Source organism: Pseudomonas sp. A-R-19 (genome assembly GCF_019956575.1).
Classification (GTDB): Bacteria; Pseudomonadota; Gammaproteobacteria; order Pseudomonadales; family Pseudomonadaceae; genus Aquipseudomonas.
The window spans coordinates 24,985-37,318 of sequence record NZ_JAHBDR010000115.1 but is presented as its reverse complement, the minus strand read 5'-3'; the positions used below and the strand labels follow the sequence as shown (position 1 = coordinate 37,318).

The window sequence follows — 12,334 nt, the reverse complement described above, 5'->3', positions numbered from 1 at the left end:
GATTACATCTCGCTCAGCACATGGGCGTGGCCAATGGTCGAGACCTGAACCGCGCTGCCGGCGGGTGGTGCATACATGCCTGAACTGCGCACCAGCAGTGAACGGCCCGGTTGCTCGCGGCTGGTCAATGACTGCAGTTCAACCGTCAGTGTGCAGGTGTTGCCGCTGAAGTCCCGATCGGTGACCACGGCCCGGCAACCACCGGCATCCGGGTCGCTGGGGAGGATACTGGCCAATTGCAGCTGTTCGGGGCGCAGCATGATCTGCGCCGAACTGTTGTTGCGGTGGTTGTTGACCGGGATCCGTCCCAGGTCGCAATGGGCCCAACCGGCCTCGATGCGGGCGGGCATCACCACGGCATCCCCCAGGAACAGGGCGGTTTGCTCGTCTTCGGGATAGCGGTAGAGGTCAAGCGGGTGCCCAGACTGGACCAGGCGACCATGCCGCATCACCGCCAACTGGTCGGCGAACGACAGGGCTTCACTCTGGTCATGGGTGACCAGAATGGTGGTGACGCCCGAGTCTTCCAGCAGCCGCGCAACCATCTTGCGCATCGCGGCGCGCAATCCGGTATCGAGCGCCGAGAACGGCTCGTCCAGCAGCATCAGCCGTGGCTGCTGCGCCAGGGCGCGGGCCAGGGCCACACGCTGTTGTTGGCCACCGGACAATTCGTGAGGCCAGCGCACGGCCATCTTCGCGTCCAGTGCCACGCTGTCCATCAATTCGGCGACGCGCTGGTGTTTCTCGGTACCCTTGGTCGACAAGCCGAAGCCGATATTCGCCGCCACGGTCATGTGCGGGAACAGTGCGCCATCCTGCGGTACGTAGCCGATCAGGCGTTGGTGGGCTGGCACTTCGTGGGTGCCGTCGACCAGGGTCTGGCCATTGAGCGAGAGACGCCCGGAATCGGGGAACTCGAAGCCGGCAATCATCCGCAACAAGGTGGTTTTACCCGAGCCGGAAGGGCCGACGATGACCGTACGGCTGCCGCTGGGAACCGACAGGCTGACGTTGTCCAGGGCGCAATGAGGGCCATAGGACTTGTAGAGGGCATTCAGTTCGAGAGTGTTCATCGGCCAGCCGTTTTTTTCGATTGGTGATAAAGAAGTCCGGTCAACGGCAGCGACAGCATGACCATCAACAAGGCATAGGGTGCGGCGGCCGCGTAATCGATTTCGCTGGTCATGGCCCAGAATCCGGTCGCCAGGGTGCGCGTGCCGTTCGGGGCCAGCAGCAGGGTGGCGGTCAGTTCGTTGGTGATCGCCAGGAACACCAGCGCCGCGCCGGCGGCAGCCCCCGGCGCGGCCAGGCGCAGGGTGATCAGCCACAGGGCCCGGGCCGGCGAGCGGCCCAGGCTGCGGGCGATGTTCTCCAGTTCCACCGGGGCCTGGGCAATGCCTGCGCGCAGGCTCACCAGGGCGCGGGGCAAGAACATCAACAGGTAGGCCAGCAGCACGGTAAAGGTGGTCTGGTAAATCGGCCGGGCGAAATGGATGGTGACGGTCACCAGCGCCAGCGCCACGATAATTCCGGGCAGGGAGCTGGTGATGTAGTTGCAGCTTTCCAGCACTCGTTGCAGACGGCCGGGGTAGCGGATCGACAGCCAGGCAATCGGGATTGCCGCGCAGGTGGTCAGCGCCGCGCCGGCGATACCGAGCAACAGGGTTTGCTCCAGGGCGGGCAACAACTCGGCCATGTCCCAGACTTCCACGCCGCCGGCGATCAGCCATTTGCCCAGGGTGATCAAGGGCACACCCAGGGCCAGGGCGCAGGTCAGGATTTGCAGCGTCAGTGAGAGCAGGGTGGGTGCCAGTTTCAGTCGCACGACCCGTTGCTCCCGGGAACTCCCCGAACCGACGCGAGCGTAACGTGCCGAACCCCGGGCGGCGGATTCAGCCGTCAACATCGCCAGGCAACACAGCGCCAGGACACTGGCCAGCATGTGCGCCGCTGCACCGTTGAAGGTCGATTTGAATTGATCGAAGATCGCGGTGGTAAAGGTGTCGAAGCGGATCATGGCGTACAGGCCATACTCGGCCAGCAGGTGCAGGCCGACCAGCAAGGCGCCGCCGCAGATCGCCAGGCGCAATTGTGGCAGCACCACGCGGAAAAATACCTGCCAGGGTTTGAGCCCCATGGATTCGGCGACGTCTTCGATGGCCGGGTCGAGTCGGCGCAAGGTGGCCGCCACCGGCAAATACAGGAACGGGAAGTAGGCAATGACCGAGACCAGGACACCGGCAAACAAACCGTGAATCGGTGGCACAAGGCTGACCCAGGCGTAGCTGTGAACGAAGGCGGGCACCGCCAGCGGTGCGGTGGCCAGCAGCGACCACCAGCGCCGTCCCGGCAAATTCGTGCGTTCCGTGAGCCAGGCCAGTGTCACCCCCAGCGCCACGCACAAGGGAATCGTCAGCAGCACCAGCAACACGGTGTTGACCAGTAGCTCACCGACCCGGGGGCGGAACACCAGGGTCACGACGGTTGACCAGCCTGTCTGCAGGGACACGCCAATAACGTAGGCGATCGGTAGCAGTGCCAGTAATGAAACCAGCACCGACAAACCGATCACCCATACACCGCCACGTCCTGCAAAAATTCCGCGGGATCGTCGACGCAAATGTGCGGGTGTCGCCTCGGCGACACCCGCTGGCAGGGTTTCAGGCATCAATTAGAGCAGTCCGGCCTGTGTCATCAGCTCCACGGCTTTTTTACTGTCGAGTTTCGAAGCATCGACAGTTGGCGCATCGAGTTGCTGCAGAGGCACCAGTTTAGGGTTGGATTCAGCGCCTTTGCCCACGGCGTACTCAAACGACTTGCCGTTCTTCAGCACAGCCTGGCCATCCTTGCCGGTAATGTATTTGAGGAATGCCTGAGCTTGTTCTTTGTGTTTGCTGGAGGCGAGGACGCCGCCGCCGGAGATGCTAACAAAAGCGCCAGGGTCTTTGTGCTTGAAGTAGTACAGGGCGGTGTTTTTGCTGTTTTCGCCGGTCTTGGACTGATCGACCAGGCTGTAATAGTGGTAGATCACACCGCTGTCGATCTGCCCGGCATTCACGGCCTTGAGTACCGAGCTGTTGCCACGGTAGTTGGTGTAGTTGGTTTTCATCCCCTTGAGCCATTCCAGCGTGGCGGCTTCACCCTTTTTCTCCAGGATGGCAGCGACGATGGCCTGGAAGTCAGCACCGCCTGGCGACGCGGCCCAGCGGCCTTTCCAGCTTGGATCGGCCAGGTCCATGATCGATTTCGGCAGGTTTGCTTCCGTCAGTTTGCTCGGGTTGTAGACGAACACCGTGGAGCGCGCGGCGATTCCGATCCATTTGCCGTGGGCCGGGCGGTAGGCGGAGTCAACCTGCTCCAGCGTGTTTTTGTCGACCGGCGCAAACAGCCCGGCGTTGTCGACCAGCACCATGGCCGGGGAGTTTTCGGTCAGGAATACGTCCGCCGGAGAAGCTGCACCTTCCTGCACGATCTGGTTGCCCATCTCGGTGTCGTCGCCGTTGCGCAAGGTGACGGGAATACCGGTCTCCTGGGTAAAACCCTCGACCCAGGCCTTGGTCAGGCCTTCGTGTTGCGCGTTGTACACCACAATGCCGACGGAGTCAGCGGCATAGACCTGGCCGGCGCTCAGCAAAGCGGTGGCCAGCAGGGCTTTTTTCAAGAACGAAGGGATTTTCGGAATCATTCTGCGGGCTGCTCCTGGTGCATTTTTTGAGAGTCATGCGCATTGAAACGCCAGTTAACCAATGCGAATCGTTTGCATGTTTTGGATTGCAGGGAATGTAGAGATCCAAATGAGAAAATAACGTCAAAAAAACCGCTAATACATGTAATTGTCATTCAGATTAGCAGCACTGCGCCGACTATGGTTCTACTCGTCGATCAAACGATGTCGTCGATCAGGATATGGCGCTGTCCCCGGCTGCATGTTTCGATCCTGGCGTCGACCTTGTAGACCTCTCGCAGCATCTGCCCGGTGATGACTTCTTCGCAGGGGCCACTGCCTTTTGTCGTGCCCTCGGCGATGACCAATACCTGATCGGCAAAGCGTAGCGCCTGATTCAGGTCATGGATGGCGATGAACACGATCACCTCGCGCTTTCGCGCCAGTTCACGCATGAAGTTCAGTACCTGCACCTGGCGGTGCATGTCCAGGGCGCTGGTGGGTTCGTCCATCAGCAACACTTCTGGTTCGCGCACCAGGGTTTGCGCAATCGAGACCAGTTGCTGCTGGCCTCCACTGAGTTCGCCAAGGTTGCGAAAGGAGAGTTCGGTGATCGCCAGGGCGCCGAGGATCTGGTCCACCCGTTTCAATTCGTCGTCCGAAACGGTCCAGCCGGGCGTCAGTTGCTTGCGCGCCAGCAGTACCGATTCATAGACAGTCAGGCGCGCACTGGCATTCAGGCCCTGGGGCATGTAGCTGATGCCTTGCCGGCCTTTTTTCGAGTCTTGCAGGTTGACCCGGCCGGGACCGTCGATCAGCCCGGCCATGCGTTTGAACAGCGTGGACTTGCCGGCGGCATTCGGTCCGACCACGGCGACCACCTGGCCGCCGATAAAGGTCGATGTGGTAACGCCCGAAATGATCTCGCGCTGGCCGTAGCGGGCGCCGAGGTTCTCAAGTTGAATCTTCACCATGAGTTTTTCTTCCCGCCCAGAATCAGAGAAATGAAGAACGGCACGCCGATCAGCGACGTGACCACCCCGATCGGAAATATCGCACCCGGTATCAGGGTTTTACTGACCACTGAACTGGCGGACAGGATCAGCGCCCCGGTCAACAGCGATGCGGGCAGGAAGAAGCGCTGGTCTTCACCAATCAGCATCCGTGCGATGTGCGGGCCGACCAGCCCGATAAAACCGATGGTGCCGACAAATGCCACCGGAAACGACGCCAGCAGGCTGACCATGATCAGCGTCTGAAAGCGCAGGCTACGCACGTTGATGCCGAAACTCGCGGCCTTGTCATCGCCCAGGCGCAGCGCGGTGAGTGCCCAGGCTCGTCGGGCGAAGATCGGCAGGGTGATCAGGATCACCAGGCAAATGACGCCAAGTTTGGGCCAGGTGGCTTTGGTCAGGCTGCCCATGGTCCAGAACACCACCGCTGCAACGGCTTGCTCGGTGGCAAAGAACTGCACCAGCGCCAGCAGTGCGTTGAAGGTAAATACCAGCGCAATCCCCAGCAACACGATGGTTTCGGCCGTAACGCCGCGGCGCATGCTCAGGAAGTGGATCAGCAGCGCCGACAGCATCGCCATGATGAACGCATTGACCGGCACCATGTATTGCGCCGCCAGGGGAAACAGCGCCACGCCGAAGGCCAGGCCCATGGCCGCGCCGAAACTGGCCGCGGCAGAGATGCCCAGGGTAAAAGGGCTGGCGAGGGGATTGTTGAGGATGGTCTGCATTTGCGCGCCAGCCAGGGACAATGCGGCGCCGACGGCCACGGCCATCAACGCCACCGGCAGGCGGATATCCCACATCACCACCCGCACTTGTGCCGGAGCGCTATCCGGCGAAAACAGTGCGCCCAGCACTTCACCCAGGCTGTAGCTCGCCGGTCCCAGCGCCAGGTCCAGCAGTACGCTGAACAGCAGCAAGGTGGACAGCGCCACGAGAATCAAGCGTTTGCGCAGCACCAGGTGCCGATAGACGTCGCGCTGTACCACAGGGGCTTCGCCGAGAGAGCTCATGGCGTGACCTCCGGGTTCTTCAGGCTGACGAAATAGCCCGGTTCGTAGGGCACTGGCAGAAAGCGCTCATGCAGCTCGCGAAACGAGGCGTCGGGGTCGAGGTCGGCAAACAGTTGCGGATGAAACCATTTGGCCAGTTGCTGAATGGCCACGAACTGGTAAGGGCTGTTGTAGAACTGATGCCAGATGGCGTGAAACGCCTGATCGTTTTGCGCTTTGATTCCGGCATAAGCAGGGCGTCCGGTGTACCACGCCAGTTTGCTGCGCGCCTGGTTCAGGTCGGCGCCTGGCCCGACACCGACCCAGTGTCCGCCCGGTGCGAAGGCTTGCCAGTTGGCGCTGGTGACCACCACCTGATCCGGGTTGGCGACTACCACCTGTTCGGCGTTCAACTGGCCGAAGGTCGTGGGAATGATGCCTTTGGCGATGTTGTTGCCGCCGGCCATTTCGACAAAGCGTCCGAAGTTTTCGTCGCCGAAACTCAGGCAGCAATCGTCGGTGTAACCGCCGATGCGTTCGATGAAGACGTTTGGCCGCACGGGTTGGCGGGTCTCGATGAGCGAGGTGACCCGGCGAATCTGTTGGTTGCGAAAATCGATGAACGCCTCGGCGCGATCCTCCTTGCCAAACAGTTGGCCGAACAGGCGCATGGTCGGCTCGGTGTTTTGCATCGGGTTATTGCGAAAGTCGACATAGACCACCGGAATGCCCAGCGCATCGAGCTTTTCGATGTAACGGGCGTCTTCGGTGGCGTGCTGGGCTTCGATGTTGAGGATGATCACATCGGGTTGCTGGGAGATGGCCTGCTCGATGTCGAACGTGCCGTCTTCAAAACCGCCGAAGGTCGGGATTTTCGCAATGTCCGGGTATTTGCGCAGGTAAGCGCCGTAGGTATCCGGATCGGACTGGATCAGATCCTTGCGCCAGCCGACGATGCGCTGGATCGGGTTTTGGGTATCCAGCGCAGCCACCAGATACAACTGCCGGCCTTCGCCGAGTATCACCCGCCTGACCGGCACGTGAACCTTGACCTTGCGTCCCAGCAGGTCGGTCACGGTTACGATTGCCGGGTCTTGGGCGGCCGCTTCGGCAGGTCGCGGCGCCAGTGCAAGCGCCGCCATGCCCAGAAGCCCGACAAGCAAAAACGCAGCGAGGCTGCGTCGAGGTACAGATGCCATGGTTGAAACCTTTGCCAAAGGCCGGCCCGGACGGCGGCTCAGGTCGCTGTCCGGGGCCGGGCGTTTCAGAAGTCGACGGTGGCCGACATGAGCAGGGTGCGCGGCGCGCCCTGGGAGAACGCGCCGTAAGAGGCAACGCCGGACCAGTATTCACGGTCGAACACGTTCTGCACCGTCGCCCGGAACGTCGTCGGATGCTCGGCGATACGCGTGGTGTAACGGGCGCCGGCATCGAAGCGGGTCCAGGCATCGAGTTCCTGGGTATTGGCCTGGTTGACGTACTGGCTGTCGGTGTAGATCGCACCACTGGTCAGGGTCAGGCCCTCGACCCACGGGGTATCCCATTCAGCCCAGAGGTTGGCCTGGACGTCGGGTACGCCCACTGGCTTGTTGCCACGGTTGGCGGGGGTGCCGGACTTGGTCAGTTCGGCGTCAAGCAGCGTGATGCCACCGAGCAGGCGAGTGCCCTGGGCGATTTCGCCGAACACATTCCACTCCACGCCGCGGTTACGCTGTTCGCCTTGCACCGAGAACACGCCGTCGGCCAGTTCCCCACTCGGTTTCTTGATCTGGAACAGGCTGAGGGTCGAGGTGAAGGTGCCGTAGTCGATCTTGACCCCGACTTCCTGCTGCCGGGAGATATAAGGCGCGAAGATCTCGCCCGAGTTCGAGGCGGTGGCCGGTGCGATGTCGCCTTTGCTCAGACCCTCGATGTAGTTGTAGTAGAACGAAACATGGTCCCAGGGTTTGACCACCACCCCGAACATTGGCGTGGTTTCGCTTTCGTCGTAGGACGTGGTGACGAAACCGGCCGGGTTGTAGTTGTCGGACTCGATGCGCTGGTTACGCAGGCCCAGGGTGACTTGCACGCGCTCGTCCAGCACCGACAGGGTATCGGCCAGCGCCACGCCGGACAGCTCGGTCTCTGACACTTTCGGTGTGTCAGGCGTTGCGATGCCCGGTTTCGGGCGATCGATCGGGTGGTAGATGTTGGACAGCACAGGTGGCCCGGAAATGATCCCGCGGGACAGTTCGTCACGGTAACGGGTGGCCTGCAGGGTGGTGCTGTGGCTGATGGGGCCGGTGTCGAAGCGCAACCGGGCGCCGGCGTCGACGGTATAGCGTTCGACATCGAACTTGTAGTAACCGGGAATCGAGGACGTGTCGCCGGCGCTGTTGAGGATGGTCGGGGTCTGGTCGGACATCCGTGACACGTCGGACTTGCCGCCACCGGCATGGGCGAACACGGTCAATGCGTCGTTGAGGTCGTACTCGCCGCTGAGCAGTGCCGACTTGTCGCGGGTTTCGGACCAGCCCCATTCCTGTGTGACGTTGGTGCGGCCGTTGGCGGCGGAGGGAATGTCGACGCCCTTGGCAATCAGGAAGGGGCGCGAAGGGGCGTCGAACTCCTCTTTCTGGCTGATCAGGTCCAGGGAGGTGCGCAGGCGTTCACCCTGGTAGTCCAGGGAGATGGCACCGATGTCGACGTCCCGGGATTGATCATCGATGGCGGTGTCGCCGGTTGCCGTACTGCCGTTGATGCGCACGCCGAACTCGCGGCCCTCGCCAAATCGGCGGCTGACGTCGATATGCCCGCCCACCTGGGAATTCATCGCGTAGTTGGCGGTAAAACGAGTCAGGTCCTCGTCCAGCGAGCGTTTGGGCACCACGTTGATCACGCCGCCGATACCGCTGTTGGGCGACATGCCGTAGAGCAGCGCGCCAGGGCCCTTGATCACCTCGATGCGTTCGGCATATTCGGTGAACACCCGGTAGTTGGGGGCGACTCCGTAGATACCGTCGAAGGCCAGTTCGCCGAGGTTGCCTTCACCCACCGGGAAGCCACGGATGAAGAACGAGTCCACCACGCCACCGGTCTGGCCGGTCGAGCGCACCGAAGAGTCGCGTTCCAGTACGTCGGCGACGGTGACCGCTTGTTGATCCCTTATCAGGGTCGAGGTGTAGTTGCTGACGCTGAAGGGCGCGTCCATCACATCGGTGTTACCCAGCATGCCGAGCCGGCCGCCACGGGCGACCTGTCCACCCGGGTACACCCCCGGCAAGCCGTCGCTGCGCCCATCGGTACCGTTGACCGTGGTGGCGCCAAGCGTCAGGGCACCCGCGCTGTCGGCCGGGCGACGCACCAGGGTGTAGCTGCCATCGTCGCGCGCAACGATTTGCAGATCGCTGCCGGCCAGCAGCTTGCTGATCGCTTCCTCGGTCGAATAGGTGCCGGACAGGCCGGGGCTGGTCAGGCCATCGGTCAGCGATGGCTGGAACGACAACGCAATGCCGGCCTCCACGGCAAATTTCGACAGGGTCGTACCGAGCGGGCCAGGGGCAATGTTGTAGGTTCGGCTGGCGCTGGCATCCAGTTGCGCGGGTTCGGCGGCGAGGGCGTACGGGCTGGCGACAGCGGTCAGGGCAAGGCTTAGCAGTGCGCTGCGGATCGCCAGTTTGAGTGAGCGATCCGAGCGCAGAGGGCGTGCAACGAACATGGAGTGATGACCCTTTCGACGAGGTTGAGAAGTTCTTCCTTTCCTTGCCAGCCGAGATCAGAAAAAGTATCACCCGCGCAGCAAATATTTTTTTGCATGGGGTCAGGCGGGGTAGAGCGTCACCCAGTAACCGCTCAAATGGCCGCTGGCGATGACCGGGTAGGTCTGCACCAGCATGTTCAGGGTGCGTTGGGTCTCACGGATGGGAAAGGCACCGGAGATCCGTAGATCGGCGATCGCCGGGTGGCAGCGCACGATGCCGCTGCGATAGCGCGCCAGTTCGATCACGAAATCCGCCAGTCGCAGGTTGTCGGCCATCAACATGCCTTGGCTCCAGGCGCTGACGGAGCGGTCGACGGGATTCACTTGGCCAAAGCTGCGCGACGAAAAATCGGTACGCTCTCCGGCATTGACGATCAAGGGCGCCGCACGACTGGCGTCGGACAAGCGGACGCTGACCGCGCCCTCAAGGACAGCGAGTTGGGTGCGGGTCGACAGTTCTCGCACAGTGAAACGGGTGCCCAGGGCCTGCATCAGCCCCTGTCGGGTGCTGACCAGAAACGGCCGCGCCTGGGGCAGGTTGTCGGCGGCGGTCTGCACCAGAATTTCCCCTTCGCGCAACCTGATCAAGCGTTGGTTGGCGTCATACAGCACATCGATGGCGCTGTCGGTGTTGAGGGTGATCTGCGACCCGTCGGCCAGGGTCAGTTGGCGTTGCTGGCCGACGGCGGTGCGGTAGTCGGCGGTCCACTGTTGCGCCTCCAGCAGCTTCCAACTGCCCCAGCCGACGGGCAACGCCGCCAGAATCATTGCCAGTTTGCCCAGTGCCATCCGGCGTGCCGGGCTGCTCGGGCGGTCCAGTGCCGACATTGCCAGCGACGGCGGCAGCCCGCCAAGCTTGCTTTGCAGCAACTGCGCGCGCGACCAGGCTCGATGGCGCTCAGGCGTGCTGACCTGCCAGCACTCCCATTCGGCCCGTTCGGTTTCGTCGAGTTCGCCTTCACTCAGGCGGATCAGCCATTCGGCGGCTTCTTCGAGGGCCAGTCGATCGAGCTGGATATCACTGCGCAAAGTCGACATTCATTCCACCAGCAGCAGGCACTGCACGAAGGCTTGCTTCATGTAGCGTTTGACGGTGATCAGTGAAACCCCCAGTTGTCCGGCGATATCGTCGTACTTCAGGCCGCTGATCTGCGATAGCAGGAATGCCCGTTTGACCAGCGGCGGCAAGGCGTCGAGCATCGCGTCGACTTCATGCAGGGTTTCCAGCACGATCAAACGCAATTCGGGGGACGGCGCTTCAGGCGCGGGCAACAACACCAGGGCGTCGAGGTAGGCGCGCTCCAGTGCCTTGCGCTGGTACCAGTTGACGAGAATGCCCTTGGCCACGCAACTCAGGTAGGCCCGGGGTTGATCGATGACCGCTACCCGCGAAGCCAGGATGCGGGTGAAGGTGTCCTGCGTCAGATCCGCCGCATCCATGGCGTTGCCCAGTTTTTTCCGTAATGTGGCGTACAGCCAGCCGTGATGGCCGCTATAGAGCGCTTCGATCACGGCCAGGTGGTTGTTGTGGGGTGCGGTGAGGGCGTCGCTCATGGATGAGTTTTTTTTGTAATTGAGAAGTATTCCCAATGCTAATGGACAGTCTGCCTCCGACGCAAGTGCGATCCTGCCGGGTCAGTCGCCGGTAGCGGTCTCGCCCGACGGCATGGGCGTGCCGCGAGTGCGCAGGGCGACGATGGGAATCAAGGCCAGCAGATAAGCCGCGCAAACGAACAGGTAGGTGTACTGCAAGCCATACACCTGGCTGAGCAGCCCGCCAATCGAGATGCCGGCGATGGACGCCAGTTGCACGGCGCTTTGCGCGACTCCCATCACATAACCTTGTTGACCATTGCCAGCGGCTTTTGAAATCTGCGCCATCAGCACCGGTGTGGTCGCCCCCAACAACACGCCCCAGAAGAAATAGGCACCGACGAACACGAACGGTTGGCGGGTGATGGCGGCAACGGCGCTCAGGCCGGCGCAGCCGATGATGATGTAAGTGAGGCGGTGCAGCGTCTGCTGTCGGCTCCTGTTTTCGAAATACCGTGCCCAGGGGCTAGCCGACAGGATGAAACCCAGCGCCAGCAAGCCGTAGCACAGGCCCACCAGCGAATGACTAACCTGGAAAACCGAGCTGACATACAGCGCGAACGAGGTTTGCGGGAGCATCCGCGCCAGCAACAGGATGCCCATGACACCCAGCAGCGGCAGCAGCAGCGAACGTCGCCAGAGACTGCCTGACCGATTGGACTGCGGGGCTGCATTGGCCACGGGCGCTTTCGCAACAGGCGGCACATTCGGCAGGGTCAGCGCCGCCACCACGGTGCACACCGCGCACAACGCCGAGGCGCTGAGATTGATCCAGAAAAACGTCGCGTAATCGAGAATCAGCCCGCCGACCACCGCGCCGAGCAAGGAGCCGACATTGGTCGAAATCTGCAGAATGGCGAACAACCGAGCCCGCCGCGCCGGCGCTTCGATGCTCACGCCATAGGCCTGGGCCGGGGCAATGTAACCAGCGAACGCGCCCTGCAAAAAACGCAATAGCAGGATCACCCAGATATCGCTGCACAGGGCCAGGCCAAGCTGCGTCAAGGACAAACCGGCCAGTGCGCGGATCATCATCAGCTTGTGTCCATGGCGGTCACCGATGCGTCCCCAGAACGCGCTGGTGAGCATGATGCCCAGCATGGGGCCGATGTACACGGCGATGCTGGCGAAGCTGAACAGCGCTTCGGAGTCGGTCAGCCCACGCAGGTACAGGGGCCAGAACGGGCCGCTCATTTCCATTGCGCCCATGGAGACAAGCTGGATCGTGAACAAGAGATAAATCAGGATCCTGACGCTCGATCCCTGGAACGTACCTGCAAGGGGCATTGACGGCTCTCGGTGGTTGAACACTGTCGACGGATGGCGCGAA

General features: G+C 62.0%; 10 protein-coding genes. All 10 read right to left on the bottom strand.

What is annotated here, in order from left to right; all coding sequences use genetic code 11:
• Nucleotides 1-2: 2 nt before the first annotated feature.
• The 10 genes from KGA88_RS29710 to KGA88_RS29665 all read right to left on the bottom strand — a co-directional run bounded on the left by KGA88_RS29710 (nucleotide 3) and on the right by KGA88_RS29665 (nucleotide 12,291).
• Nucleotides 3-1,073 (bottom strand): ABC transporter ATP-binding protein, encoded by a 1,071-nt coding sequence (locus KGA88_RS29710; protein ID WP_223596215.1) that lies wholly within the window; start codon nucleotides 1,071-1,073, stop codon nucleotides 3-5.
• Entirely contained in the window at nucleotides 1,070-2,668 is a 1,599-nt protein-coding gene (locus KGA88_RS29705; protein ID WP_223596213.1) for an ABC transporter permease, read from the bottom strand. The genes KGA88_RS29710 and KGA88_RS29705 overlap by 4 nt, the downstream gene beginning before the upstream one ends.
• A gap of 3 nt (nucleotides 2,669-2,671) precedes the next feature.
• Nucleotides 2,672-3,685, bottom strand: coding sequence for an iron ABC transporter substrate-binding protein (locus KGA88_RS29700; protein WP_223596211.1), 1,014 nt, complete (start codon nucleotides 3,683-3,685; stop codon nucleotides 2,672-2,674).
• Nucleotides 3,686-3,882: 197 nt separating this feature from the next.
• Nucleotides 3,883-4,638, bottom strand: coding sequence for an ABC transporter ATP-binding protein (locus KGA88_RS29695; RefSeq protein ID WP_223596209.1), 756 nt, complete (start codon nucleotides 4,636-4,638; stop codon nucleotides 3,883-3,885).
• Nucleotides 4,632-5,693: a FecCD family ABC transporter permease gene (locus KGA88_RS29690; protein WP_223596207.1), complete on the bottom strand. Its 1,062-nt coding sequence runs from the start codon at nucleotides 5,691-5,693 to the stop codon at nucleotides 4,632-4,634. Before KGA88_RS29690 ends, KGA88_RS29695 begins: the two co-directional genes overlap by 7 nt.
• Complete coding sequence (locus KGA88_RS29685; RefSeq protein WP_223596205.1) at nucleotides 5,690-6,871, bottom strand: ABC transporter substrate-binding protein; 1,182 nt, start codon at nucleotides 6,869-6,871, stop codon at nucleotides 5,690-5,692. Before KGA88_RS29685 ends, KGA88_RS29690 begins: the two co-directional genes overlap by 4 nt.
• 65 nt (nucleotides 6,872-6,936) lie before the next feature.
• On the bottom strand, nucleotides 6,937-9,369 hold the full coding sequence (locus KGA88_RS29680) for a TonB-dependent receptor (protein WP_223596203.1): 2,433 nt from the start codon (nucleotides 9,367-9,369) through the stop codon (nucleotides 6,937-6,939).
• A gap of 102 nt (nucleotides 9,370-9,471) precedes the next feature.
• Nucleotides 9,472-10,449: a FecR domain-containing protein gene (locus KGA88_RS29675; RefSeq protein ID WP_223596201.1), complete on the bottom strand. Its 978-nt coding sequence runs from the start codon at nucleotides 10,447-10,449 to the stop codon at nucleotides 9,472-9,474.
• Nucleotides 10,450-10,965 carry a sigma-70 family RNA polymerase sigma factor gene (locus KGA88_RS29670; RefSeq protein WP_223596199.1) on the bottom strand — a complete coding sequence of 172 codons (516 nt, stop codon included), beginning with the start codon at nucleotides 10,963-10,965 and terminating at the stop codon, nucleotides 10,450-10,452.
• An 81-nt stretch (nucleotides 10,966-11,046) separates the two neighbouring features.
• On the bottom strand, nucleotides 11,047-12,291 hold the full coding sequence (locus KGA88_RS29665; RefSeq protein ID WP_223596189.1) for an MFS transporter: 1,245 nt from the start codon (nucleotides 12,289-12,291) through the stop codon (nucleotides 11,047-11,049).
• Between the last annotated feature and the right edge of the window lie 43 nt (nucleotides 12,292-12,334).